Below are 23,617 nucleotides of genomic sequence, written 5' to 3'. Positions count from 1 at the left end.
GCCCGACCCGAGAGCGCTCTCTTTTTCATCCTCTGATGGTGCTGCGTCAACTGCATGAAAGGCTGCCAAGGATCTCCTCCCATATTTGTCCATTAAGAAAGGTTGGTCTTTATGAAATATGTCCGTTTCTTAGATAGTAAAAACGAGATTAGATATGGTATCGTCGAAGGGGAGAAGGTGCGCCTTCTGGATGGACCCTTTTTAGATTCCAAAAGCAACCCGACGGATGCTGTGTTATCCAGCCATGAAATTACCTTGCTTGCTCCTGTAGAACCCAGTAAAGTAATTTGTGTAGGACTTAATTATGCGTTGCACGCTGAAGAGTTAGATCATGCCTTACCTGAAGATCCGGTTATTTTTATGAAGCCGCAGACAAGTGTCATCGGTCCGGATGCTCAGATTATCTGCCCTAAAGTCAGCCAGCGTGTTGACTATGAAGCAGAGCTGGCTGTCGTCATTGGCAAGACAATCAAAGACGTTCCTGAAAACGAAGCCGCCGCGGCTATTTTTGGCTATACCTGCGCCAATGATGTTACTGCCAGAGATTTGCAAAAGAAAGATGGTCAATGGACTCGGGGAAAATCATTTGATACCTTTTGTCCAATTGGACCGTGGGTTGTGACAGATATTGATCCCAGCCACTTAGATATTCAGCTGCTGCTTAATGGGGAAATCAAGCAGTCTTCGAATACCCGTTATTTTATAAACTCAGTACCAAAACTAGTGAGTTTTATGTCTCAGGTTATGACGCTTAATCCAGGAGATGTGGTGCTGACCGGAACTCCTGAAGGGGTTGGTCCTATGCAGCCAGGGGATGAAGTTATTGTCAGACTGCAAAGTATTGGAGAATTAAGAAACACTGTAGAGTAGGCATGGGGGTACAAGCATGATTCGCATCGGACATAATCCAAATACTAATATGCTGCCAATGTTTTATTACTTAGAGAAAGAGCATCCTTTACTCGAATCAGTTACGGCAGAACCAACAGGGCATAATGCAATGCTGGCTGAAGGTCGGATTGATATGGCTCCGATCAGTGCCTTTTCCTATGGTGAGCATTGGAAGGACTACGCGATTTTGCGGAACCTCTCGGTCTCGACCAACGGAAGAGTAGGATCAATTCTATTATTCTCTAAAGTCCCCATAGGGGATTTGGAAGGTTTGACGATTGCTTTGACAAATGCTTCAGCAACGTCCGTTAATCTTACTAAGATTTTACTCCATCATTACTATGGAGTTACCCCTGGCTATTTAACCATGCCGGCTAATCTCCCGGAAATGTTTGCCAAAGCGGATGCGGCACTCCTGATCGGAGATGCAGCAATACAAGCTGCGCTTCTGCGCCCGGAGTGTTATATCTACGACCTGGGTGAAGAATGGCATAAACACACAGGCTGCTCTATGACCTATGCTGTTTGGGCATTTCCTAAGAGTCTCTTAGCTGAACGAGAAGAAGAGATAATGCGCATTTATGATTTGCTTCTGGAAGCAAAGGCTAAGGCTTTGGGCAATATGGATGATATTTTAAGGACATGCCAAATGATGCTTGGAGGATCGCTGGAATACTGGCGGGACTATTTTGCTCAGTTTAACTACGGACTTGATCATGACTTGGTCTTAGGGCTGGAGAAATACTATAATCAATGTTTTGAGCTGAATTTGCTGCCCAGCCGTCCGGTCCTTGAGTTTTGGCCTAAGGAGTAAAGGATGGAATATTGGGTTTACCTGGCAAGGTGCGGAAACAATACGATCTATACCGGTGCGACAACCGATCTTAGGCGGAGACTGAAAGAACATAACGGTACAGCGAGAGGGAAAGGAGCCAGATACACAGCCTCGCATCTTCCGGTTACGTTGGCTCAAGCCTGGCAGGTTGGCTCGTGGAGTGAAGCTTTACGTTTAGAGTACGCTATAAAACAATGCCCGCGAATAGAAAAGGAGCAGCTAATAAATCAACCGGACCGCATTTCCCAGCTTGCAGAACGACGCAACCTCACCTTCTCAATTCTAGAGGTTTCTCAAGAGTTCATTCATTCCGGGGATGGATCCCTTGATAATAAATAGTTTGGAGGTATACCATGCCAATAGTTCAAATCGATCTGTTAGAAGGACGTACACTTGATCAGAAACGCTTACTCGTAGAGAAAGTCACTCAGGCTATCATGGAATCGACTGGGGCTCCAGCGGAGAGTATTTCAATCATCCTTCGGGATATGGCCAGGGAAAACTATGCCAAAGCCGGGAAGCTGGCCAGTGACAAATAGTCTGCACTATGATCAGAGTATAAGCAAAAAGCCAAGTGCGAAGCAAGACTGAACTTCGCACTTGGCTTTATTATTGAGCTGATGGATTTGGTTGATAGACTCATCCATAGGTTAGGGGCAAATTAGGATTAGGCCCCCATGCTATACGTTGAAGGCACTTCCTCCCAAAAATTCTCTGAGAATTGAGTTAAAGGGAACTTTAGAAATATCTAAAGTATCAAAAAAGGAGAGAAGAGTCAGGAGGTGGACTGCCATCTCATAATGAGGGCAATCCGGGGTAATAGAGACTAATAAGTGTTCGGCATAGGGACGTAAAGCATTGAGTTCGTATAGAAGGCTGGAGTTAAACATGACATCCGCTTCTTCCTGATAAGGGAAGATATTGTTGTTTTCCCCTCGGCGGACACTCTCCCACTGGGCAAGAGTTCGGGCAGGGTCGGTCCCGCGGAATTTATCATCTCTGACAAGCCGGCGGATGAGCCTGACCTCTGTTGTAGGAACCCGAGTGTAGGCATCAATATTCAGCTGGAATAGGGCACTTACGTAAATCTTGAACATTTGGGTCCGATCAAGTGAAGGCAATAAGGCTGGATTCAAAGCGTGAATCCCCTCAATAACCAGAATTTCATCGGAGCTGAGGCGCATAGGTTTGCCGGCAGGGCAGCGTCCGCCGCAGACAAAATCAAAGACCGGAGTTTCAACTTCTGATCCCCCAATAAGAGCATTTAACTGGGCGGCCAGTAAGGGTAAATCAAGGGCTTCCAAGCACTCAAAATCGTATTGTCCGTTGCTGTCAAGAGGGGTTTCTTCTCGAGGCAAGAAGTAATTGTCGAGAGATAAAGCAACTGGACGCAGACCATTGACGCGTAATTGGGTCGAAAGTCGTTGAGCAAAGGTCGTTTTACCTGATGAGGTTGGCCCTGATATAAGGATGACCCGGACTTTGGAACGCTGCTCAAAAATCCGATCCGCAATCGAGGAAATCTTTTTTTCATGTAAGGCTTCCGCCAAATAGATTAGATCGTGGGAAGACTTTGTAGAAATAATGGCATTGACATCTTGAACGTTCGAGAGGTGCAAATTTTCTAACCAACGCTGAGTTTCGGAAAACGTTGCTGAGAGTTTTTCCGGAGGAACAAAGGGAGACAGAGACTCCGGATGGTTAGCATTCGGAAAGAGGAGAATAAAACCAGGCAAAAAGTGAATTAATTTAAAATACGTTAAAGAACCTGATCGCTCCAGCGGCTGATAGATTGTTGTGATCATTTCATCGTTTATGCGGCAGCGATAGAGATGATCCTTTCCGGTTTCATAAGAGATAGCCTGATCTGAAAGCACCCAAGCTCTTAAATAATTTTCAATTTTTTGGGTTTCCCTTGAAGATAAAACAGAATTTTCAAGTTCGCAATACACACCGTCAAGGATTGAGTGAGAAATTTTGAGTTGTTCACCAGGAAAAAGGTCTTTCACGACTCCAATGAGTCCAATAACCAAACTTTGTCGATATTTACGTATTGAGTAGTCTGACATTCCTGCTCTCCTTTCCAATCTTAGTTGCATTAAAATGGTTATTCAACAAGAATGATTGCTTTCCTTCAATTTTTAGATTAAAATTTAAAATCAAATGGTCATTTACATAAGTCTTTTTTATAAGGAGGATATTTATTCTTATTGGGCGAATATACCGCGAATGATGTAAATAATCAGTCTAAATTAAAGGTCAAGGAGGGAAACGTATTGTACGAAAGCACACGGGGTAATCTGCATGGCCAAACTGCATCACAAGCCATCACTTTAGGAATGGTACCAAACGGGGGACTTTTCGTTCCTTCAGCTTTTCCCGACTTGAATTGGCAGGACTTGGAGGGGTTAACCTATGGTGAGGTTGCCAAACGTGTTATGATGCCATATTTAACGGACTTCTCCGAGGAAGCTGTTTCTCAAATTGTCAATGTCTATTCAGATGGAACATTTGATGGAGAAGACCCGGCACCTTTAGTTTCTCTGGGCAGCTTCGGAGTGTTGGAACTCTGGCATGGCCCCACGGCCGCTTTTAAGGACATGGCCCTGCAAGTGCTGCCCGACTTATTGAGGATCAGTCTTAAACAGTTTAACCGGGATGAAGAGGTTTTAATTCTGGTAGCAACATCTGGTGATACTGGGAAAGCAGCCTTAGAAGGGTTTAAAGACAGAAAAGGTATGCATATCGTGGTCTTTTACCCTGAGGGAGGCGTGAGCCCGGTTCAAGAACGTCAAATGACCACAACAGAAGGCTCTAATACTCATGTTGTTGCGGTTAAGGGAAACTTCGATCAATGTCAAACTGCCGTAAAACAAATTTTTGGTTCCGATACCTTAAAAGCTCAGCTTCAAGAGAAACAGCTGATCTTTTCCTCCGCAAATTCAATTAACTGGGGCCGGCTTCTGCCTCAAATCGTCTATTATTACTGGGCATATTTGCAGGCCGTAAAACAGGGAAAAGTCCCCTCGGGGGGTAAGATGAACGTTGTGGTTCCTACCGGAAATTTCGGAAATTTACAGGCCGCTTATTATGCTAAGCGCATGGGTCTGCCCCTTGACCGGATTATTTGCGCTTCAAACAGCAATAATGTCTTAGCCGATTTCTTTGCATCCGGGGTTTATGAGAGCCAGCGAGCCTTCTATCAAACTATCTCCCCTTCCATGGATATTTTAGTTTCCAGTAATTTCGAACGTTTTCTTTATGAGATGAGTGGAAGAGATGCGGAGAAAATTCGGACCTGGTACGATTCGAGTCGGCAGGGAACCTTTACGGTTGATCCAACAACCCTAAAAGCCTGTCAGGATACAGTTTATGCCGGTTGGGCGAATGAAGAGGAAACTCTTGAAACAATAACCAGAAGTTATCAAACCTATCAGTATGTGTTTGATCCTCACACTGCGGTTGCTATGAAAGTGTACGAGGATTACCGCTCTGAGACAAAGGATCAAACATTCACAGTTATTGCCTCAACGGCAAGCCCTTTCAAGTTTTCATCGAATGTGATAAGAGGTTTGGATGGAGTGAACCAAGAGAGCTGCCGGGATGAATGGGAAGCTCTTAAGCGTTTAAATCAATTAACGGGCTGGGAAATCCCTAAAGGTTTACAGGGCTTGGAAAATAAGCCGGAGAAAACAGTCAGCTCTTGTACACCGGAAGGGATTGCCGACTTAATCCAAACGATGTTCGTCGGATGAAGGTTAAAGAAACATCTAATTGGCGGGAGTAGACGGGAAGAGTTAAGGAGCTGCGCGAAAACTTGTTGATAGTTTTAGCGCAGCTCCTCTTTCGTCTAAATAATCATGAAAGAAAGAATTAAAATATTCTCTCATCGGGCAGTGCTTTGGGGTAGGACCCCAGTAGTTTAACGGAAATACGTTCTTGCTTGAGTGCCCATAGAACATCTTGAATGGGAGGAGCAAAAACATAGCCGTCTACGTCCACAAAGAAAACATACTCGCCTAGTTTCCGTTTCGAGGGACGGGATTCAATGCGGCTAAGATTGATTTGGCGTTTAGCGAATTCCCCTAGGATTCGATAGAGAGAACCCGGCGTATTGGCAGCAATAACCAGAAGAGATGTTTTATCTTCTCCGTCGGACATTTCCGCAAGATGATGACCGACCAGTACAAAGCGCGTGGCATTTAAGGTGACGTCCTGAATGCATTCTTGCAGAAGATGAAGGTTATAAAGCCGGGCGGCTCGGCGTGGTCCTATAGCCGCCCAGTTTTCCCGGATTGAAGAAATCCGATGAGCCGCTTCAGCCGTGCTTAGACAAGTGACCTGTTGAGCATGAGGCAGGTGTTTCTCAAGAAATTCCCGGCATTGCCCAATCGCCTGCTCGTGAGAATAAATTCGCTCGATTTGTTCAAGGGACATAGGTTCGTGGGTTAAAAGGCATTGATCAATAGGATGGACAAATTCACGAGTGATATAAAGATGTTCGGTTTGCCCCAGAGTATCCATGGTTACGCCGACTTGCCCTTCCGTTGAATTTTCTAAAGGGACAAAAGCCCAGTCAATTTCTTTATCATTACAGGCGAACAGTAACCGCGGTATGGTAGGGAAGGGAATAAGCTCAGGCGGTGAATCCTTAAATTCAGGTTGTGTGGCTAGAAATAAGTGAATTGCCTCCTCAGAAAAGCTGCCTTTTGGCCCTAAAAAGCCCATTTTTTTCATGTTTAGTTTCCTCCCATAAATAAAAAGGATCTGCCCCATCCATTCAAGGGACGAGTCAGAATCTCATGTTCCAACCTCAGGCCGTTTAGTAGTCAGGATATTTATGTAAACTCATGATGAATATTAAATATTTTTTACTATCATAATACAGATAAAGATTATCAGCAAGTTTATTGTCGAATACAAATAATCAGTCACTTGCATAGGGCGCTGTGATTTAGTAAAATATAGCTAGGAAGGTTGGGGAACCTTCCTAGGGGATAGTGGACAAGGTGAAGCAGGCAGTGGAACGTACGCTGCCTGTTTCGCTTTGTTTTACGGCAGTATGGGCTTCCTTACCTGATCATGGCCCTGAGAAAATAGTAATTTTCCGGCTTGATGTATATAATAAGATAGGAACTATTTATAGGGGGGTAAATTAGTGGAACAACAGACCTTAAAGTCCAGATCAGAGATTCCGGAAGCGGACAAGTGGCATTTGGAAGATATTTTCGCCAATAATGATGAATGGGAGAAAGAGTTCGCCCATGTGGAAAAACTCTTGGATGAGGGGAAGAAATTTCAGGGTCATTTAGCGGATGATGCGGATACTTTAATCTCCTGTTTTGAATGGATGGATGATTTAAGTCTCCGGATTGAAGAAGTGTATGCCTACGCCCGTATGAGGCGGGATGAAGATAATCGAATTGCCAACTATCAGGCTTTAACCGACCGGGCGGGAGCGCTTGCTGTCAAGGTGAGCAGCGCTGCCTCTTACGTAGTTCCGGAGTTACTGGCTATGCCGGAAGGAAAACTTGACGAATTCCGCGCAGCATCTGCCGGGATGGAACTCTATAACCATGCCTTGGATGATATTCTGCGCAAGAAGGAACATATTCTTAGTTCCGTGGAGGAACGATTATTAGCTGAAGTTGGGGAGCTGGCAGAGGCGCCCGGAGCAATCTTTTCCATGGCTAATAATGCTGACCTTAAATTTCCCAGTATTACCGATGAATCAGGCAAATCTGTTGAGTTAACTAAAGGGAACTTTATTCAATTTATGGAGAGCCAAAAGCAGGAGGTGCGCAAGGAAGCTTTCCAAACTCTTTACAGTACTTATGGCAAGCAAAGAAATACCTGGGCAGCTACCTTGAATTCCAGTGTAAAGTCAGACGTATTTTTTGCTAAAGCACGGCGCTATCCGTCAGCCCTGGAGGCTTCTTTAGATGATGACCGGGTTCCGTTAAAGGTTTATGATGCTCTGATTGATACAGTCCACGAGTTCTTACCTCAGATGCACAGGTATGTCCAACTCCGTAAAAAAGCTCTGAAACTTGATGAATTACATATGTATGATATTTATGTGCCCATCGTACCTGAAACAAGCATGACCATTACCTATGAAGAAGCGAAGAAAATGGTTGTCGAAGGATTGAGGCCGCTGGGAAAGGATTATATTAATATCCTGGAAGAAGGGTTTGCCAAGAGCTGGATTGACGTTTATGAAAATGAAGGGAAAACAAGCGGAGCTTACTCTTGGGGGACCTATCGCTCCCATCCCTATGTGCTGCTGAATCATCAGGATACACTGGATTCTATGTTTACTCTCGCTCATGAAATGGGTCATTCATTGCACACCTATTTGTCAAATCGCAAACAGCCCCATCTTTATGCCGGATATAAAATCTTTGTCGCTGAGGTAGCCTCGACATTAAACGAATCCTTAATAATGGAGCATCTCTTAAAAGAAACAAAGGACTCTAAAACTCTGGCGTATTTGATCAACCATTATTTAGAGCAGTTCCGAGGGACTATTTTCAGGCAAACCATGTTTGCTGAATTTGAGAAGAAGATTCATTCAGTCGTTGAGGAAGGCGGGGCCTTAACGGCCGAAAACCTCTCTGAAATGTATCGGGATTTAAATGCCCGATACTATGGTCAGGAGGTTGTCCTTGATCCGGAAATTGCCCTGGAATGGGCGCGTATACCTCATTTTTACAACGCATTTTATGTTTATAAATATGCTACAGGTTTCTCTGCGGCAATTGCTTTTGCCCGGGCGATTCTGGAAGAAGGGGAACCGGCAGTAACCCGGTATTTAGAGTTCTTAAGCGGCGGTAGTTCAGATTATCCCATCGAATTGCTGCGTAAAGCGGGCGTGGATATGGAGACTCCCGTACCTGTACGGAATGCGCTGCAGGTTTTCTCGGAACTTGTGGAGAAGTTGGAGAAGCTTTTAGAGTAGCCGACCATGCTGTTGCCGTGGCAGCAGCAGAGGATGAAAAGGAGCTGTGTCCGGGTTGGGCCGCTTCGTCCACATCCGCTCACCGCAGCACTCCGAGGCTGGCCCACTCGCCGGTGCGGGACTCCGCCAAACCTCAGGGTAATACCTGATGTGAACCCGTGGCTCCGTATCCCCGCACCGTCTTGTGGGCTTTTATCGCCTCTCCATGCAATGGGTTCGCTTCTGTGGACGAAGCTGCCCTGCTTGCGGGTCTGGGGATTCTTCTGCATGTCTTTGGGGTCTTTTTCAGGGCAGCCTGCCATGCCGCTGTCGCAGCACCATCAGAAGATGAAAAAGATTCCACGAAGCCTTACCAGCCTCCCCCCAAAGTTCTGCTTACATTCCCAACAAACTGGCTGAAGGAGCGCTTGTCTGCTAAGCGGATGCGTCAGTGGAGCCGCGCTAAGGCGAGCGCAGACGGTTCGCGTCCCCGTAGCGCGCCGCAGGTTCACATGCAGAAATACCCAGAGGTTCGGACGCGCTCGCGAACCGTCCAGCGAGCCAGCGGCGGAACTCGCAGACGCGTGCAGATAAGCGCTCCGCCCCAGAGCCAGACAGTAGAACCAACCCCCTGTCTAACCCCGGAGGCTTTTTTCAGGGTAGGGGTTAGGGTTTGACCAACTCCTGAAATCGTGGATCATTACGAACGGGGAGAAAATCATGTTCGTTACGGGCGACTTCCTTGACCTCTGCCTCAAGTTCGATGGCTGGTTTCAAATAGTCCAGGACTTTGTCAACATTTCCTTGACGGCCGTAAATGCTGGCTATGCCATAATAGCTCCATGTATCTCTATGGTCGAGTTGTAATGCTTTTTGATAGGCTGCGATTGACTCATCCCATCGACCGGCCAGTTCTAAAGCCAGACCTTGGTTAAATTGGGCATAAACAAACGATGGATTGAGTTCAAGGGCTTGCTTTATCAGAGCAAGCCCTTGATCATGGTGCCCTTGAAAGGCTAAGGTAGCCCCTTTAGCGTTTAACGCTTCATAACAGAGTGCGTCGATTTGTAAAGCCTGATTGAAACGATCAAGTGCCTCCGGGTAACTGCGTTGATAGTAAAGCTTAAGCCCCTGTTCATAGAGAAGGACTGCCTGAGGATCCGAGATATGAACCGGCTTAGGAGCCGGTAGGACCTGTTCAGTTTCAACTGGAGATGAAGACTCTGTATTTACCGCAGGAGAGGTTGAAGGAACAGGCGGTTCATCTAAGGGTTGGGTTTGGTTCGTGTGACTCGCAAAGGGAGAGGAAGAATTGTTGCTTAAGAAATAATAAGCAGTTGGCCCGGCTATGATCAGCAGACATGCAACTAAAATTATCCGGGATGAATATCGTTTACGCATAAGCACTCCTTTCAAGAATCCTAGGCCAATTATAGCATAGCATTTAAACTTCCATAACCTGAAAATGGAAAACTTGACAAGGAATAAATCCAGGCATAAGATGATTTTAGGTTGTTACACCTTAGCACGGAGTGTAGATCATAGTTATGTTTAGGCTCTGGATGGGGGTTATTTATGGAAACTACAGCATCACAAGATAAGTTTCAACAGATTATTCAGGTGGCTCAAGGATTTTATTCTCGAAAGGATCGGGCCCATGATTTAGAACACGCACTGAGAGTGAGGGAATGGGGCAAAAAACTTGCCCAAGCGGAAGGTGCAGATACCGCGGTCATAGAGTTAGCAGCCCTTCTTCATGATATTGGCCGTTCAGGTGCCGTTGAAAAAACCCATGCTGAAAGCAGTGCAAGTTTGGCAGTGACTATTTTGCAAAAAAACGGGTACTCAGAGGACGTCGTTCAACAGGTTAAAGAGGCAATTATCTCTCATTCCCGGGAAGCAGGGCATGAACCCAAGACCCTTGAGGCAAAAATCTTGTATGATGCCGACAAATTAGATTTCGTGGGAGCAATCGGGTTAGCTCGATTATTTACATTGGCCGGGGCAGAAGGGTGGACTTTGGTTGGTGAAAACTCCTGTGAAGAGTTTTACCGGGCAAAGATTAGTACCTATAGAGAGCATTTGTTTACAAAGACTGCTAAAGCCTATTTTGATCCTTTATTTCTTTACATGGAAGGCTTTTGGCAAGAGCTGCATGCCGAACGACTTAAATTATCTCTTTCTGGACAAGCTAGCAATGTATAACGGCTTGAAAGGATGAGTCAAAAAAATGCGTTGGTTTTGGCGTTTGTTAACTCTTGTTGTTTTTCTGGGACTCGTACAAACTCTATTTGTTCCCCAGCCCAAAGCATTTATTGCATGGCCGGAAGAGCAGAACTGGGTCCAGAAAATTCAAGGTGAGTTGAGACAATGGCAAAGATTGTCACAGGATCTTCCGGCAAGTATAGAAGTCGAAGTACGGCGACTCTGGAAGGATTTCCAACCAAACGGAAGCGGCAAAGAAGTTTAATCTGCCGCGGGGCTGTTGTTCTGGCAGTTTGCCTTTTAAAAAAACGAGAAGTATGGTATATTAAGTTGAATTGGTTAAAAAGGAGTGAAGATAATGGTTAATATTACTGAAATAGCTGCCCAGAAAGTTAAAGAAGTGCTTAAAAACCAAAATAAAGAAGATGCATTTCTCCGCCTTTATCTTGCAGGCGTTGGCTGAGGTGGGCCGAATTTCGGCATGACTCTGGAAGAGTCAAAAACGGATGAAGATATTCTCGATGTAGAACACGGTGTATCCATACTAACGGATAAAAAACTTACCAGTTACTTAGAAGGGGCAGTCATTGATTTTATTGAATCCAGCCATGGCGGCGGATTCGAAATTCGTACTGCGAAATCCGGCGGCGGCTGTGGCGACAGTTGCGGCGGCAGCTGTTCATAAATAACACGGAACACCACTTATGAGTGGGTTCTCGAATGTGGATGAAATGTTAAAGAGAGCTCGAAATTGAGCTCTCTTTATTTAGGCAGCGGAAAGTATAATTGGCAAGATGGTAGGGGCAATTCATGAATTGCCCCTTACAGCATTTTTTTATAGGGCTGCAAAGTTCAAACGGGTAAATATTTTCGAATTGGCAATGCACTTTGTATTAAGCTTGAATAGGGCTTGAGTATACTGAGTATATATGTTAGTCTAATCCCCATAATAGATACTTAGTCTATAAAAGAGAGGAAGAACCATGACTATGACACAAAATGAAAACTCTAACCGTGCAATTATCACTGTATTAGGACGTGATCAGATTGGAATTATTGCCTGGGTTACCGGGCGTCTTGCGGAATATCGTGTCAATGTATTGGATATTAGTCAAACCATTTTGAACGAATTTTTCACGATGATCATGGTCGTCGACTTAGAACCATCTACCATAGAGCTTGTGGAATTAGCGCGCTTACTGGAACAAGAGGGAAATGGCAAAGGTTTGCAGGTAAAGGTTCAACACGAAGATATTTTTAGGTTTATGCACCGTATCTAGAGGAATCCCAGAGGATTAAGGAAATAGTGGAGGGAAATCATGACAATCACGTTCGCACGCGAAGAAATCCAACAAACGATTAACATGATACATAAAGAAAACCTTGATATCCGTACTATTACAATGGGAATCAGCCTGCTGGACTGCTGCACCGATGATATCGGTAAGCTGGAGACAAACATTTACGATAAGATCACTAAGAATGCCGGACGATTGGTGGCCGTAGGCGAGCAAATTTCAGCTCGTTACGGGATACCTATCATCAATAAACGGGTATCGGTAACACCCATAGCGATTGCGGCAGCCCGGATGAACTCAGAGGAAATGGTACGGATTGCTAAAGCGTTAAATAAGGCCGCCCGGGAGATCGGAATCAATTTTATCGGTGGTTTTTCCGCCCTTGTTCAAAAAGGGTTTACAGCCGGGGATATGGCACTTATTGATGCTATACCGCAAGCACTCAGTGAGACTGAATTTGTCTGTTCGTCAGTGAATATTGGCAGCACAAAAGCAGGAATTAACATGGATGCGGTTCTGAAAATGGGGAATGTGATTCTGCAATCTGCCCAACTTACTGCGGAGCAAGATGGGATAGGGGCTGCAAAATTAGTGGTTTTCTGCAATGCCCCGGAAGATAATCCCTTCATGGCCGGCGCTTTCCATGGCGTAGGAGAACCGGATTGTGTGATCAATGTCGGTGTAAGTGGTCCGGGGGTTGTCGCAAAGGTTGTAAAAGAATATCCCCAGTCAGATTTTAGTGAGCTATCCAATTTGATTAAGCAAACTGCCTTTAAAATCACTCGTATGGGGGAACTCATCGGACGAGCTGCCTCAAAATCCTTAAATGTTCCGTTTGGAATTGTCGATCTTTCTCTCGCGCCGACACCGGCAATTGGAGACAGTGTCGCAGAAATCCTTGAGAATATGGGTCTTGAACGATGTGGAACCCATGGAACCACTGCAGCCTTGGCCTTGCTGAATGACGCCGTTAAAAAGGGAGGAGCGATGGCCTCGTCTCACGTCGGAGGTTTGAGTGGTGCTTTTATTCCGGTTTCAGAGGATGCGGGAATGGTGAGAGCCGTGGAAGAAGGAGCCTTAACCCTTGATAAGCTGGAAGCTATGACCTGTGTCTGTTCAGTTGGCTTAGATATGATTGCCTTACCGGGTGATGTCAGTTCAGAAACGATTTCAGCGATTATAGCGGATGAAGCGGCTATAGGGATGATTAATAAGAAAACAACGGCGGTTCGAGTGATCCCGGCCATTGGCAAGAAGGCAGGAGAGCGGGTGGAATTTGGAGGGCTTTTGGGAGGAGCGCCTATTATAGCCATACATCCTTATTCGTCAAACATGTTTGTGCATCGCGGCGGGCGAATACCTGCCCCGATTATCAGCCTTACTAATTAACGTCGGAAATATGACTTGATTCGTTAAAAGAGATTAAGACCTCAGGATTTAAATTGAGGTCTTAATCTCTTTTTGAAGTAACCTTTAATGGAAAATGTCTAAAACCTAAATGGCTAAAACTTGATTGAGAGGAAAATACTGGCTGGATGTATCTCAAAAAATCGGGATACACTGTTATAGGAGTTTTAGCGAGATCCCTTAATAATCGAGCCAAGGAAGATAGAGATTTGACAGAAAAGATTACCCCCTGGGACCTGGATTCGTGTCAAAGAGTCCGCATAATGCCCAGAAAAGATCTTTTTCTACAGTATAGGAATAATTTCCCTTAAAAATTTTGAAGGACATTTTCTGTTTGTCCCGAATACTAATAATTATAGTAAGAGCTGAATCCAAATCCTGTACTTTGGAGCGGGGGATTATTTTGGGGTGAATCACGTTGTCTTTTCACGTGTAGGGCTTACACCTGCTGCCCGAATCCGTCAACTAACCTCGTAAGCTAAGAAAGGTGGACAAAGTTTGTTGGTTTCCTCATCTACGCGAAAGTGGCTGGGAAGCATTTCTTTAGCTGGCTTACTTCTGGCAAGCAGCCTTCCGGCATTAGCTTCTGCTGAATCTGATACGGCAGCAAGCCGGACCCCGGCGAAGCCGTTGCTCGCAGCTTCTGCCACTGTTCCGACAGAAACTTATACGGAGACCGTTCGCAAGCAAATGAAATGGATTGCCAGCCCGGTTAAAACCGATGAGAGTGTGGAAAGTGCTCCCGCACCTGAACCCGCTCAAACCCCCATACCAGTACCAGCGAATGAGCCGGTCGCAGTGGCAGAAACCTCAACTCAGGCTTCACAGGAAGTACAAATTTTGAAACAAGCACAGCCCGCTGTTAGGGATACAGAACCTGTTCAAGTTGCTGAAGCACCTAAACAACAAGTATCCCGGTCAAGTAGCTCTACTTTGGCGGATAATGCTTTAAGCCTAGCAGGCGTTCCCTACGTTTTTGGAGGAAACACCAGGAACGGCTTTGATTGTTCGGGGTATACTCAATATGTTTTTGAGGGCTCGGGTATTTCCTTACCCAGGACATCCCAAGCGCAGTTTAAGGTAGGGTCATCTGTAACTAAAGACGAACTACAAACAGGTGATTTGGTATTCTTTTCAACCTATGCTAAGGGAGCGTCTCATGTTGGGATTTATATCGGCGGCGGAAAATTTGTGCATGCCTCTAATAGCGGGGTTCGTACTACAAGCCTTAGCGACGGTTATTATGAGAGCCGTTATCTTGGTGCCCGGCGGGTTAACTAGCAGGGGGAATTTAAAATTCCCCTGCTGCAGTTCATAAAATGTCTTAACAAATGAAACAAACTTTAAAAAGGAACGTGTCAGGGGGACGGGGTTATTGACACCGTTATGGTGTCAATAACCCCGTCCCCCTGACACGTTTCAAGCGTCCCCACTCCACTTTTATAGTGAAAGGAGGACGCTTTTTGATCGTTGAACATCAGTTTAAAACTGCGGCAACCAAGGGACGGGTTTGAATCTGACACATTCACCGCCCGGTTTAGCAAGGGAAAACGAAGAATTATGAATATAATAATCTGTCAAATGGCAATTATGGGTTCGTTTAAAATAACATTTCCGGCACAACTCAACTCGGTAATTCAGGATCAAGATGCATCCCCCTTTGTACGAAAATATTCATAGATTGCCGCGGCTGAATTTTGTGGAATACCGGCTGCTTGAAGTTCTTCGATATTAGCTTGCCGTATGTCATCAAGAGATGAGAAATGCCGCAGCAGGCACTGCTTGCGTTTGGGACCGATACCAGGAATGCCATCCAGGGCAGAGAGGGTCATATTTTTAGCGCGTTGCTGACGGTGAAAGGTGATAGCAAAGCGATGGACTTCATCCTGGATTCGATTGAGCAGAAAAAACGTGGGATGACTTTTAGTCAAGGGGACCTGAGTTCCTGACTGATCTAACAGTCCATGGGTTTGATGACGGTCGTTTTTAACCATCCCGGCAACAGGGATCGCTAAATTTAATTCTTTCAAGGCCTTTAAAGCTGCCGTGATCTGCCCTTTCCCTCCATCGACTAAGATTAAATTCGGCAGCGGGTCATTTTCAGACACTAACCTGGTATACCTGCGCTGAATGACCTGCTTCATAGCGGCAGTATCGTCCAATGTCTCCATAGGTTGGATTTTAAATTTCCGGTATCCCCGGCGCTGAGGTTTGCCTTCAACGAATTGAACCATCCCGGCAACGGTATGTGTTCCTGCAGTATTTGAAATATCAAAGGCTTCGATTCGGCTGGGAGCAGGGATGTTTAAAAGTTCACCAAGTGTAGCTAAGGCTTGCCCTGTTTCAGTTTGCTGATTTACTTCAATGGTAATTTGATCGTGAAGGGTAGTCCGGGCATTGGTCATGGCCATCTGAATCAATTCCCGTTTTTTCCCTTTCTGTGGAACGCTGATGGGAAATAGCTTAGATAAGACGATGGATTCGATGGACGGGAGTAAAATCTCTTTAGGCCAAACCGCGCGTTCCAGATAAAACTGAGCGACAAAGGAGATGAAGGCTTCCTCGGGGTCTTCGTAATAGGGGAAAATAAAGCTGTCTCTGGCCAGTAATTTGCCCTGACGTAAATAAAAGACTTGAATGCACATTTGATCGGTGGTTATGGCATAGCCTAAGACGTCACGATCAATGAAGTCATTAAGGGTGATGTTTTGTTTTTCGCCAAGCTGCTTCAAATCGTCGATCAGGTCACGATATTCCTTGGCTCGTTCGAATTGAAGGGCTTCTGAAGCTTTTTGCATCTTTTCTTGTAAGAGAGCCAGTATTCCGCTTTGATCTCCTTTGAGAAAGGCGGATACTTCTTTACGCATAACTTTGTAAACATCAGGAGAGACCTTTTTTGCACAAGGGGCAAGGCATTGTTCCAAATGATAATAAAGACACGGCTGCGAAGGCATCTGGCGGCATTTTCGAAAGGGAAACAAGCGATTTAGTAAACGGGCAGCCTCTTTTGCGGCAGTTGCATTAGGGTAAGGTCCATAGTATTTGCCGCTGTCTTTTTTTATTTGGCGTGTGACAAGGACCCGGGGGTGGCTTTCCTCGGTAATCGTCAAGTAGGGATAGGTTTTGTCATCACGCAGAAGAATATTGTATTTCGGATTGTGCTTTTTAATCAGATTGCATTCCAAGACGAGGGCTTCAACTTCTGAGTCAGTCATTATATATTCAAAATCTGTGATTTGACGAACTAAGCGTGCAGTTTTGCCATCATGTGAACCGGTGAAATAAGATTTTACCCGGTTCTTTAATAGTTTAGCTTTGCCGACATAAATAATTTGTCCCTGACTATCTTTCATTAGATAGACGCCTGGCTTATCTGGCAACAAGGTCAATTTTTGTCGAAGCAGATCCATATTCCCCACCTCACTTCTATTTTAGAGGGTGGAATTGTGAGATGCAAGTAGGGGAGATTTAGAGCGTGAAGATGATTATACATATCCTGACTCTAATTGACGTATACATGTTAGGAGAACATTGCGGTTGTCAATTAACCTAGTATAAGTATGGGAGGGGAAAGGTATGCCAAATACCTGGGGACGACCACCACGCAATGAAATATGGCAGGATTTGCAAGCCCTGGCCCTTTGGATTTTAATAATTGGAGTTGTGGGCTATGTACTTTTCCCGAACTTTTTTAAAGATATTTACTCCCACCTGGCGGACCCTGTTACTCAAACCAGTGGTTTTAATGATCAATATACATTAAATAACTCTTTAAATACAACCCCGGATCCAACAGATACTCAAAACTTCTTCGGGCAAGACTTTTCTAGTGTAACCAATGCTCTATACAATAATACGAATAACGAAGTCTCCGTAGGTTATTGGGTAATCTTTGTCGCTGACGGAGACTTTAAGCAAATGTCTGTAACCAGTGAGGCTTATGCTTATTTGCTTCGTTTGATCGAAAGTGATCAAAATGCCGGAGGGAAAATCACGATTATTTTGTCGGCTAATGGAAAAATCAGCAAATATGTTGTTAGCGAAGAAATCTATGCCATTATTACGAATATGGCCTTGATTATGAATCGCAGCACTCCATAAATGTTCAATAATTAGCGGAAAAGCAGTTTCGCTCCGGCGGCGAAAAAGCCGATGCCCAGAATCTGCCACGGACTCCAAGGTACCTTGGTTACACCGAAGCAGCCAAAATGATCAATAAGGACGGCCATACTGACTTGCCCGATGATGATTGCCGTGGTGGCATTACAAACTCCTACTTTGGGAATGCTCACGGCAACCAGCCCGACGATGACGACACTTAGTATACCGCCGAGATAAAGATACCAGGGCACTGAACCCCAATCATGCTTTAAGAGGGGGGCCCGCCAAGCCAGTACCACCAAAAAAGCGACAATCGTACCGATAATATGGACGACCAGTGTAGCTGAAATTAAGGATGTTTTTTGGCTTAATGATGAGTTAATGGTACCCTGAACCGCCATAGCAACCCCTGAGATCGCGGCTATCAAAAAAGGCAGAGAAAGTAATTTTGACATAATAAACCTCCTGTATAAGTTTTTGACATGATGGTGAATAAAGCCAATTCCGTTAAGAAGTATCAGTATTCATTACAAAGGTTGAGGGGAAAATGTAGGTATCGTAAAAATAAATGAAACGAGGTGGCGTCGTGGACATTGATTATAATTTAGTGCAGCGGGCCCAGATGCTACTCACCCTAGACCATCCTTTGACACAGGTGAGAGAGATTCTCTTAAGGGAAGGATATCCTCAAGAACAAGTGGGGGAATTAATGGATGCAACGGAAGAAGTATTAAACTATCTTGTACCTCCGCAATATGATGAAAATAAAATCGGAATTGACATTTTACATCCCGGTGAGGAAAAATCCCAGGATCGGAAGCCGACGGTTGATATATTGATCGACAAACGGACGGGACGCTTGGAATTAATAACCCCCCATCAACCTGAAACATGGCGAGTAGCAAATGAGGTTCGCAAAGCAATTAAACGGCAGCATAAGGGAAGTAAGGGAATGAAGTATTTTCACTAAATTATAATCATGGGCTGTGAGGCATTTTGCTTTGCAGTCCTTAGCTATATCTTTTCTCGAATTTCAGGAATTATGTTATAATAAGAATAAGTAACAATTTCAGGAAAGAAGGGTCCGTTGTGGGATTTGATCCAGTAATAAAAGGGTTAGAAGAGGTATATACAAAAATTAGTCATCATCAGCGCCTGAACCGGAAGGATGGTTTAGACCTTTTACAAACGACGAATATACTTGGTCTCGGTTATTTGGCCAATGAAATGAAACGCGCCATGACCGGTGATCAGGTTTTTTATAATAATAATGCTCATATTAACTACAGTAATGTATGTAAGGTGCGCTGCGGACTCTGCGCCTTTGCCAAAGATCCCGGAGAAAAAGGCTCCTATACGATGTCCATTGAAGAGGTTGTCGATAAAGCCGGACAATATGCGGATCAAGGGGTTACGGAAATACATATTGTTGGCGGAATACATCCGGACCTGCCATTTTCTTATTACTTAGACATGATTACAAAAATCAAAGAACGTGCTCCTCAAGTCAGCTTGAAAGCCTTTACGGCAGCGGAATATGATTATTTTGCCCAGATTGAGAATGTCCAGGTGCTTGAAATTCTAAAAACATTGAAAGCTGCCGGCCTTAGCTTTATAACGGGCGGAGGAGCGGAAAATTTCAGTCCGAGAGTAAGAGAGATTATTTGCCCCGGAAAACTTTCGGGTGAGCGTTGGCTGGAGATTCATCGCCTGGCTCATCAGATGGGTATTCCTACCAATGCCAATATACTTTATGGTATTATTGAGACTGATGAGGAACTGATTGATCATCTTTTAGCTTTACGGGCTTTGCAAGATGAAACAAAGGGGTTTATGGCGCTCATTCCAACAGCCTTCCATCCTAAAAATACGAAATTTGAAGACTTGCCTCAGGCCAGTGCCATTCGCACCTTAAAAGTAATTGCAGTAGCTCGTCTCATACTGGACAATTTCCGTTATATTAAAGCCTATTGGATTTCTTCCAGCCCTCAAGTAGCCCAAATGGCTCTATCCTTTGGAGCCAATGATCTTGACGGTGTAGTACGGGAAGAAAAAATTTATCATACTGCCGGTGCCACAAGTCCCCAAATGCAAACCGAACAACAGTTGATTCGCATGATTCATGAATTAGGTCTGGAGGCTGTTGAAAGGGATACCTATTATCAGGTTATAAAGACCCTACGTCCTTAGTAAATAGCCCGTAAGCCGAGAGTAAAAACCTAGAGGTGAATAGGATGCAGATTGCAGTATTGTCCGACACTCATTTACGCGAGGGTAAATCTCTCCCGAGCTTCGTCTGGGAACACTTAACTCAAGTTGATCTGATTTTGCATGCCGGCGATTTAACCCATATGGGTTTATTGGAGGAGCTTGCTTGTTTGGCGCCTGTTCGTGCTGTCAGGGGAAATTGTGACGGTTGGAATGTTTCGCTGCCTGATCGTGATATTATAGAATGTGAGATGTTGAATGTAGGATTAATTCATGGTTACGCGGGAAAGGGAAAAAACACTCCGGAACGGGCCTATTCAGCCTTTCTGGATTCAAAGGTTGACATCATAGTTTTTGGACACAGCCATTCCCCTTACATGGAATGGAGAAACGGTATCCTCCTGTTTAACCCTGGCTCGCCAACGGATAAACGACGTGAGCCGCACTTTTCCTTTGGACTGATGGAAATCGGAAAAGGGCAGGTTCAGGCAAAACATCTCTATTTCTAAAGTCCGGAGGAAATCATGAAACATCGCAGGAATAAGGTGAAACGTGAACACGGTATTATTGAAAATGCCTTGCAGTGGCTTGAAAGTTTAAGCCATCTGGCGGAAGTAACTGACATTATTCCTGGTGTTATTGATGTTAACCGGTCATCCGAAAGAGGGGTTGTTTACAAATATGAAACTCAAACAGGTTGTAAGCTGTTGCTTAAAAGCAATGGTTCCATTCAAGAAGCCTTTGTCATCACTAAATACCCTGAACGAGTCAGGGAATGGGTTGATAAAGAGTTTAAAAAATCACTGGAAGAACACAGGAGTCAAAATCCGCAGGTAAGGGGTAAACGAAATAAGAAAATCTAAGACAGCTTAAGACTCATTGTCTCAAGCTGTCTTTCGGCATATGCACCTGAGCAGATAAGGAGGTGGACAAGGATGGAAGTAGGCGGCATATCCGCCCCGGGTTCGGTTAACCAAAATCTGCAGCTGAATAAGTTTAAACTTGGGGAGCGGCTTTTAATTGAAATAATCCATAAAACCAGTGAAGGTGAAGGAACCATCCGCACAAGAGGACAGACTATGCTGGCTCTGATAGAAACCTCGACTAAGGCAGGAGAGAAATTTTGGGCTAGAGTTGCTAGTTTGAACGAGGGCGGCTTACTGTTGGTACGTGAACCCCTGCCTGGAAAACCAGGAGAAGTTTCCGCTCCACAGCAATTTCAAGCTCTAACTGAAAGGGGATTACCTAACAATCCCGAGATTATTGCTTTGCTTAAATCCTTTCCCGCTGCAAAGATGGGGGTATTGAGTTCGCTCTTGGGGAGTATGCCGGGGTCTTTGCTGACGGATGAATTATTGAAGAACTTGCGAAAAGCAATTCCGCAATGGAATAGCTTAGCTGAAGAAAATGGTGTTGATAAGCTTTTGGCAAGTTTGAAAAAACTTGGTCTTAATTATGAACAGCGCCTGCAACAGATGCTGAAATTAGATCATCCTGCCAAGGAAATAGAAAAGAATAGTCTGAAAGATACCTTTAAAGGCAGGCTTCTTGAAGCGATACAACGTCAAGAAGACCAGGGCTTTTCTGATTCTGATAGTCCGTTAGCGGGATTACTCCAGAAAATCACAGGTCAGCAATTGTGGTTTAAAACAGGAGCCATGGACAATGCTTATATGTTGCTGCATTTCCTGCTGTTTGATCAGGAACGATTTGTCCCTGTGCAGATTGCCATTGAAAGTGCCCGTAAGGGACTGAAAATGGACGAAGAACATTGCCGTATTGCTGTCTTAGTAGAAACTGAGGAGCTTGGAGAACTTGGGATTGACGCATTTTTTACGGAGGACTCTCTTTCCTGCCGTGTTCTCAGTCATGACTTGTCAGATTTGCCTCAGCTTCTGGACATGGTGATTCCCGAAACAAGGAAACGGTTTGCTCAGATGGGCTTTACGTTAGGAAATGTTGAAGTGGGAGAACTTGAACAAAATCTGGAATTCCAAAAGTTCTTACTGGGATCCCGCCGAAGTGGAGTTGATATTTCGAGATGATTGACAAAAAAGAGAATGATGCCAGGAAGCCACTTAAAAAGGATAAAGCGGCGGCACTTATCTATGATCAGACGGGAGCGCCGCGGGTTGTGGCTAAAGGAGCAGGAGAAGTTGCTCGAAAAATGATTGAAACCGCTCAGGCGGAAGGAATTCCTATTCAAAAAAATGAAGTGCTTGTTGAAGCACTGATGCAGGTAGAGCTGACTAAGGAAATACCGCCTCAGCTTTATCGTGCCGTCGCAGAGTTATTAGCATTTATTTATAGGCTGAATAATGCCAAATCTCACTCAGGATCCTCATCGGCCATACATAATTCAGAGAATGCTCCGCAAACTATTAAAGATAGTAAAAAACGGCGGGAGGGCTCTCTATGATGACACCTTTTGAAGCACTGAATAAGATCCTAAAGGGTGAGCATATGGCAATTAAACAATATCAAACCTACATTGACGAACTGACGGACAGTCCGCTTCGCAACCATCTTACCGCTATTCTCTCGGATCACAAAGAGCATGCAACCCGTATATCGTATTACATTCAAACCAATGGAGGACAGGCTGAAGAAGGCGCAGGTTTGGCCGGTACCATGGCAGAATGGAAAACCAAGCTGATGAATGCCGGGGAGACCGCGCCGCTGGAGATACTTGAACACCTATATGACGGAGAAGACAAGGGATTGGCCAGAGCTGTTCAGTATTCGGAACAATACCTGGATAGTGCTCAAAAGGAGGTTCTGGAACCGATCCTGGCAAATGAGCATGATCATCTCAAGCAGTTACAGAACTTACGGGAAGGTCTCTACAATAATATATAAAGAAGCTAGTATATAAGCGAAAATAAAAGCGGCTTTCGCCGCTTTTACTTATCCCTTTGCAATTCATTAAGCCTTTTCACGCTTCCTCGATAAATGCTTCCTGGCCAGCATATTAGCCACTTTGCCATTGTCCCCCAGAATGAGACCCTGCAGTCTCCATTCGCGGAAAGTCTGCCAAAATTGTTGTTCAGTGATTCTACGTGTATACCCTTCAGATTCCTCATCATAGGGCCAAAATACATCAACCCATAAGGTTCCTTTATTGCTTAAAACCAGCAAAAAATGAATTAGTTCAGGATTGGTGGATTCAGAATCACGCATCAATATGTTTGAACGGCCGTTAGGAAAATCGGTTCGTATGTAACTAAGTCTCATCAATAATCCCCCTCTGTAAATTCCAGAGATTCCTGACGTATCCACCTTAGTATAGCACGAATTGACGAATAAAACGATGGGCATTTTTGTGCTTACGTCACATCACTCATTATATCTTAATTTATGTCAGAGGCTGATCGAAGGTTCACAGAATATTGGCGTATGGTTCATGAAGTTGAGGATAAACTATAGATGCTGACGACGAAATTAGATAATGGAGGGTATAATATGCTGACAGTAATTCATACGTTCAACGGACCGGATGCTGATCGAATCTTAGGTGAAGTTCGAACCGGGATACAATCCGTTGAAGATATCAAGGGCTTCAAATTTGCTTCCGTTAATAAGCAAGAGAATACAAGAGATATAATGCTCTTTTCAAAGTGGGAAAATCGCTCGGCTTACGAAAATTGGGCGGACACTGTTGGTGAAAATAAAGCGTTTAAATCATCAACGCCGCAAATGTTTGAAGTACTTGAAGAAAAATATTAATCTAAT

The 23,617-nt window shown here is 44.6% G+C and carries 28 protein-coding genes and 1 riboswitch; of the genes, 22 read left to right on the top strand and 6 right to left on the bottom strand.

Features of this window, described 5'->3' with window-relative positions:
- The first annotated feature begins 111 nt into the window (after window positions 1-111).
- From DESYODRAFT_RS15495 to DESYODRAFT_RS15480, 4 genes are read left to right on the top strand one after another with little or no spacing between them, the layout of a single operon-like run.
- Complete coding sequence (locus DESYODRAFT_RS15495) at window positions 112-870, top strand: fumarylacetoacetate hydrolase family protein (RefSeq protein ID WP_007784540.1); 759 nt, start codon at window positions 112-114, stop codon at window positions 868-870.
- Window positions 871-886: 16 nt separating this feature from the next.
- Window positions 887-1,705 (top strand): menaquinone biosynthetic enzyme MqnA/MqnD family protein, encoded by an 819-nt coding sequence (locus DESYODRAFT_RS15490; protein ID WP_007784538.1) that lies wholly within the window; start codon window positions 887-889, stop codon window positions 1,703-1,705.
- A 3-nt stretch (window positions 1,706-1,708) separates the two neighbouring features.
- Window positions 1,709-2,065 (top strand): GIY-YIG nuclease family protein, encoded by a 357-nt coding sequence (locus DESYODRAFT_RS15485; RefSeq protein ID WP_007784536.1) that lies wholly within the window; start codon window positions 1,709-1,711, stop codon window positions 2,063-2,065.
- A gap of 14 nt (window positions 2,066-2,079) precedes the next feature.
- Window positions 2,080-2,265 (top strand): 2-hydroxymuconate tautomerase, encoded by a 186-nt coding sequence (locus tag DESYODRAFT_RS15480; protein ID WP_007784535.1) that lies wholly within the window; start codon window positions 2,080-2,082, stop codon window positions 2,263-2,265.
- Window positions 2,266-2,406: 141 nt separating this feature from the next.
- On the opposite strand, the gene DESYODRAFT_RS15475 is transcribed toward DESYODRAFT_RS15480, so the two are convergent.
- The gene (locus DESYODRAFT_RS15475) at window positions 2,407-3,795 is read right to left on the bottom strand and encodes a uridine kinase family protein (RefSeq protein WP_042338659.1); all 1,389 of its coding nucleotides are present in this window, start codon (window positions 3,793-3,795) and stop codon (window positions 2,407-2,409) included.
- 207 nt (window positions 3,796-4,002) lie between these two features.
- Here DESYODRAFT_RS15475 and thrC point away from each other — a divergent pair, with 207 nt between their 5' ends.
- Window positions 4,003-5,481: a threonine synthase gene (thrC, locus tag DESYODRAFT_RS15470; protein WP_042339769.1), complete on the top strand. Its 1,479-nt coding sequence runs from the start codon at window positions 4,003-4,005 to the stop codon at window positions 5,479-5,481.
- 118 nt (window positions 5,482-5,599) lie between these two features.
- Here thrC and pheA read toward each other — a convergent pair whose 3' ends face one another.
- Window positions 5,600-6,463: a prephenate dehydratase gene (gene pheA, locus DESYODRAFT_RS15465; RefSeq protein WP_007784532.1), complete on the bottom strand. Its 864-nt coding sequence runs from the start codon at window positions 6,461-6,463 to the stop codon at window positions 5,600-5,602.
- A gap of 421 nt (window positions 6,464-6,884) precedes the next feature.
- Between pheA and pepF the strand changes: the two genes are divergently transcribed.
- Both pepF and DESYODRAFT_RS28275 read left to right on the top strand, forming a co-directional pair.
- Window positions 6,885-8,687 (top strand): oligoendopeptidase F, encoded by a 1,803-nt coding sequence (pepF, locus tag DESYODRAFT_RS15460; protein WP_007784531.1) that lies wholly within the window; start codon window positions 6,885-6,887, stop codon window positions 8,685-8,687.
- 224 nt (window positions 8,688-8,911) lie between these two features.
- Window positions 8,912-9,343, top strand: a complete 432-nt coding sequence (locus DESYODRAFT_RS28275; protein WP_042338655.1) for a hypothetical protein — start codon at window positions 8,912-8,914, stop codon at window positions 9,341-9,343.
- On the opposite strand, the gene DESYODRAFT_RS15450 is transcribed toward DESYODRAFT_RS28275, so the two are convergent.
- Entirely contained in the window at window positions 9,333-10,067 is a 735-nt protein-coding gene (locus tag DESYODRAFT_RS15450) for a tetratricopeptide repeat protein (RefSeq protein WP_007784530.1), read from the bottom strand. The two genes, DESYODRAFT_RS28275 and DESYODRAFT_RS15450, sit on opposite strands and share 11 nt — an antisense overlap.
- 174 nt (window positions 10,068-10,241) lie before the next feature.
- On the opposite strand from DESYODRAFT_RS15450, the gene DESYODRAFT_RS15445 reads away from it, so the two are divergent.
- From DESYODRAFT_RS15445 to DESYODRAFT_RS15420, 6 genes are all read left to right on the top strand, one after another.
- On the top strand, window positions 10,242-10,871 hold the full coding sequence (locus DESYODRAFT_RS15445; RefSeq protein WP_007784529.1) for an HD domain-containing protein: 630 nt from the start codon (window positions 10,242-10,244) through the stop codon (window positions 10,869-10,871).
- Between the two features lie 25 nt (window positions 10,872-10,896).
- A complete protein-coding gene (locus DESYODRAFT_RS15440; RefSeq protein ID WP_007784528.1) occupies window positions 10,897-11,136 on the top strand; it encodes a hypothetical protein in 240 nt (79 codons plus the stop codon).
- Between the two features lie 93 nt (window positions 11,137-11,229).
- Entirely contained in the window at window positions 11,230-11,556 is a 327-nt protein-coding gene (locus DESYODRAFT_RS15435) for a HesB/IscA family protein (RefSeq protein ID WP_007784527.1), read from the top strand.
- Between the two features lie 298 nt (window positions 11,557-11,854).
- Window positions 11,855-12,151 carry an ACT domain-containing protein gene (locus DESYODRAFT_RS15430; protein WP_007784526.1) on the top strand — a complete coding sequence of 99 codons (297 nt, stop codon included), beginning with the start codon at window positions 11,855-11,857 and terminating at the stop codon, window positions 12,149-12,151.
- A gap of 39 nt (window positions 12,152-12,190) precedes the next feature.
- Complete coding sequence (locus DESYODRAFT_RS15425) at window positions 12,191-13,558, top strand: PFL family protein (RefSeq protein WP_007784525.1); 1,368 nt, start codon at window positions 12,191-12,193, stop codon at window positions 13,556-13,558.
- A 371-nt stretch (window positions 13,559-13,929) separates the two neighbouring features.
- Window positions 13,930-14,071: riboswitch (cyclic di-AMP (ydaO/yuaA leader) on the top strand.
- Between the two features lie 3 nt (window positions 14,072-14,074).
- Window positions 14,075-14,857: a C40 family peptidase gene (locus DESYODRAFT_RS15420; protein WP_345788191.1), complete on the top strand. Its 783-nt coding sequence runs from the start codon at window positions 14,075-14,077 to the stop codon at window positions 14,855-14,857.
- Between the two features lie 362 nt (window positions 14,858-15,219).
- Here the strand turns inward: DESYODRAFT_RS15420 and uvrC are convergent, their stop codons facing one another.
- Window positions 15,220-16,986, bottom strand: a complete 1,767-nt coding sequence (uvrC, locus tag DESYODRAFT_RS15415; protein ID WP_007784522.1) for an excinuclease ABC subunit UvrC — start codon at window positions 16,984-16,986, stop codon at window positions 15,220-15,222.
- 166 nt (window positions 16,987-17,152) lie between these two features.
- On the opposite strand from uvrC, the gene DESYODRAFT_RS15410 reads away from it, so the two are divergent.
- Complete coding sequence (locus tag DESYODRAFT_RS15410; protein WP_007784520.1) at window positions 17,153-17,677, top strand: hypothetical protein; 525 nt, start codon at window positions 17,153-17,155, stop codon at window positions 17,675-17,677.
- Between the two features lie 11 nt (window positions 17,678-17,688).
- On the opposite strand, the gene DESYODRAFT_RS15405 is transcribed toward DESYODRAFT_RS15410, so the two are convergent.
- Window positions 17,689-18,132: a DMT family transporter gene (locus tag DESYODRAFT_RS15405; protein WP_007784518.1), complete on the bottom strand. Its 444-nt coding sequence runs from the start codon at window positions 18,130-18,132 to the stop codon at window positions 17,689-17,691.
- A 131-nt stretch (window positions 18,133-18,263) separates the two neighbouring features.
- Between DESYODRAFT_RS15405 and DESYODRAFT_RS15400 the strand changes: the two genes are divergently transcribed.
- From DESYODRAFT_RS15400 to DESYODRAFT_RS15370, 7 genes are all read left to right on the top strand, one after another.
- Window positions 18,264-18,647: a hypothetical protein gene (locus tag DESYODRAFT_RS15400; protein WP_007784516.1), complete on the top strand. Its 384-nt coding sequence runs from the start codon at window positions 18,264-18,266 to the stop codon at window positions 18,645-18,647.
- A gap of 119 nt (window positions 18,648-18,766) precedes the next feature.
- Complete coding sequence (mqnE, locus tag DESYODRAFT_RS15395) at window positions 18,767-19,867, top strand: aminofutalosine synthase MqnE (RefSeq protein WP_007784515.1); 1,101 nt, start codon at window positions 18,767-18,769, stop codon at window positions 19,865-19,867.
- Window positions 19,868-19,911: 44 nt separating this feature from the next.
- On the top strand, window positions 19,912-20,394 hold the full coding sequence (locus tag DESYODRAFT_RS15390; RefSeq protein WP_007784513.1) for a metallophosphoesterase family protein: 483 nt from the start codon (window positions 19,912-19,914) through the stop codon (window positions 20,392-20,394).
- Between the two features lie 15 nt (window positions 20,395-20,409).
- Window positions 20,410-20,748: a DUF2103 domain-containing protein gene (locus DESYODRAFT_RS15385; RefSeq protein WP_007784511.1), complete on the top strand. Its 339-nt coding sequence runs from the start codon at window positions 20,410-20,412 to the stop codon at window positions 20,746-20,748.
- Between the two features lie 72 nt (window positions 20,749-20,820).
- The gene (locus DESYODRAFT_RS15380) at window positions 20,821-21,930 is read left to right on the top strand and encodes a hypothetical protein (RefSeq protein WP_007784509.1); all 1,110 of its coding nucleotides are present in this window, start codon (window positions 20,821-20,823) and stop codon (window positions 21,928-21,930) included.
- Complete coding sequence (locus DESYODRAFT_RS15375) at window positions 21,927-22,304, top strand: EscU/YscU/HrcU family type III secretion system export apparatus switch protein (protein ID WP_007784507.1); 378 nt, start codon at window positions 21,927-21,929, stop codon at window positions 22,302-22,304. Before DESYODRAFT_RS15380 ends, DESYODRAFT_RS15375 begins: the two co-directional genes overlap by 4 nt.
- Window positions 22,301-22,744: a DUF2383 domain-containing protein gene (locus tag DESYODRAFT_RS15370; protein WP_007784505.1), complete on the top strand. Its 444-nt coding sequence runs from the start codon at window positions 22,301-22,303 to the stop codon at window positions 22,742-22,744. The genes DESYODRAFT_RS15375 and DESYODRAFT_RS15370 overlap by 4 nt, the downstream gene beginning before the upstream one ends.
- A gap of 66 nt (window positions 22,745-22,810) precedes the next feature.
- Here the strand turns inward: DESYODRAFT_RS15370 and DESYODRAFT_RS15365 are convergent, their stop codons facing one another.
- The gene (locus DESYODRAFT_RS15365) at window positions 22,811-23,119 is read right to left on the bottom strand and encodes a hypothetical protein (RefSeq protein WP_007784502.1); all 309 of its coding nucleotides are present in this window, start codon (window positions 23,117-23,119) and stop codon (window positions 22,811-22,813) included.
- 228 nt (window positions 23,120-23,347) lie between these two features.
- On the opposite strand from DESYODRAFT_RS15365, the gene DESYODRAFT_RS15360 reads away from it, so the two are divergent.
- Window positions 23,348-23,611: an antibiotic biosynthesis monooxygenase gene (locus DESYODRAFT_RS15360; protein ID WP_042338653.1), complete on the top strand. Its 264-nt coding sequence runs from the start codon at window positions 23,348-23,350 to the stop codon at window positions 23,609-23,611.
- Window positions 23,612-23,617: the final 6 nt, after the last annotated feature.

Origin of the sequence: Desulfosporosinus youngiae DSM 17734 (assembly GCF_000244895.1) — a bacterium.
Taxonomy (GTDB): domain Bacteria; phylum Bacillota; class Desulfitobacteriia; order Desulfitobacteriales; family Desulfitobacteriaceae; genus Desulfosporosinus; species Desulfosporosinus youngiae.
This window is presented reverse-complemented; position numbering and strand designations above follow the sequence as displayed.

What these genes read in the sequence shown, in the direction of transcription:
- DESYODRAFT_RS15495 (WP_007784540.1), top strand. Translation starts at nt 112, where the DNA reads ATGAAATATGTCCGTTTCTTAGATAGTAAAAACGAGATTAGATATGGT.
- DESYODRAFT_RS15490 (WP_007784538.1), top strand. Translation starts at nt 887, where the DNA reads ATGATTCGCATCGGACATAATCCAAATACTAATATGCTGCCAATGTTT.
- DESYODRAFT_RS15485 (WP_007784536.1), top strand. Translation starts at nt 1,709, where the DNA reads ATGGAATATTGGGTTTACCTGGCAAGGTGCGGAAACAATACGATCTAT.
- DESYODRAFT_RS15480 (WP_007784535.1), top strand. Translation starts at nt 2,080, where the DNA reads ATGCCAATAGTTCAAATCGATCTGTTAGAAGGACGTACACTTGATCAG.
- DESYODRAFT_RS15475 (WP_042338659.1), bottom strand. Translation starts at nt 3,795, where the DNA reads ATGTCAGACTACTCAATACGTAAATATCGACAAAGTTTGGTTATTGGA.
- pheA (WP_007784532.1), bottom strand. Translation starts at nt 6,463, where the DNA reads ATGAAAAAAATGGGCTTTTTAGGGCCAAAAGGCAGCTTTTCTGAGGAG.
- DESYODRAFT_RS15450 (WP_007784530.1), bottom strand. Translation starts at nt 10,067, where the DNA reads ATGCGTAAACGATATTCATCCCGGATAATTTTAGTTGCATGTCTGCTG.
- DESYODRAFT_RS15445 (WP_007784529.1), top strand. Translation starts at nt 10,242, where the DNA reads ATGGAAACTACAGCATCACAAGATAAGTTTCAACAGATTATTCAGGTG.
- DESYODRAFT_RS15440 (WP_007784528.1), top strand. Translation starts at nt 10,897, where the DNA reads ATGCGTTGGTTTTGGCGTTTGTTAACTCTTGTTGTTTTTCTGGGACTC.
- DESYODRAFT_RS15430 (WP_007784526.1), top strand. Translation starts at nt 11,855, where the DNA reads ATGACTATGACACAAAATGAAAACTCTAACCGTGCAATTATCACTGTA.
- DESYODRAFT_RS15425 (WP_007784525.1), top strand. Translation starts at nt 12,191, where the DNA reads ATGACAATCACGTTCGCACGCGAAGAAATCCAACAAACGATTAACATG.
- uvrC (WP_007784522.1), bottom strand. Translation starts at nt 16,986, where the DNA reads ATGGATCTGCTTCGACAAAAATTGACCTTGTTGCCAGATAAGCCAGGC.
- DESYODRAFT_RS15410 (WP_007784520.1), top strand. Translation starts at nt 17,153, where the DNA reads ATGCCAAATACCTGGGGACGACCACCACGCAATGAAATATGGCAGGAT.
- DESYODRAFT_RS15405 (WP_007784518.1), bottom strand. Translation starts at nt 18,132, where the DNA reads ATGTCAAAATTACTTTCTCTGCCTTTTTTGATAGCCGCGATCTCAGGG.
- DESYODRAFT_RS15390 (WP_007784513.1), top strand. Translation starts at nt 19,912, where the DNA reads ATGCAGATTGCAGTATTGTCCGACACTCATTTACGCGAGGGTAAATCT.
- DESYODRAFT_RS15385 (WP_007784511.1), top strand. Translation starts at nt 20,410, where the DNA reads ATGAAACATCGCAGGAATAAGGTGAAACGTGAACACGGTATTATTGAA.
- DESYODRAFT_RS15380 (WP_007784509.1), top strand. Translation starts at nt 20,821, where the DNA reads ATGGAAGTAGGCGGCATATCCGCCCCGGGTTCGGTTAACCAAAATCTG.
- DESYODRAFT_RS15375 (WP_007784507.1), top strand. Translation starts at nt 21,927, where the DNA reads ATGATTGACAAAAAAGAGAATGATGCCAGGAAGCCACTTAAAAAGGAT.
- DESYODRAFT_RS15370 (WP_007784505.1), top strand. Translation starts at nt 22,301, where the DNA reads ATGATGACACCTTTTGAAGCACTGAATAAGATCCTAAAGGGTGAGCAT.
- DESYODRAFT_RS15365 (WP_007784502.1), bottom strand. Translation starts at nt 23,119, where the DNA reads ATGAGACTTAGTTACATACGAACCGATTTTCCTAACGGCCGTTCAAAC.
- DESYODRAFT_RS15360 (WP_042338653.1), top strand. Translation starts at nt 23,348, where the DNA reads ATGCTGACAGTAATTCATACGTTCAACGGACCGGATGCTGATCGAATC.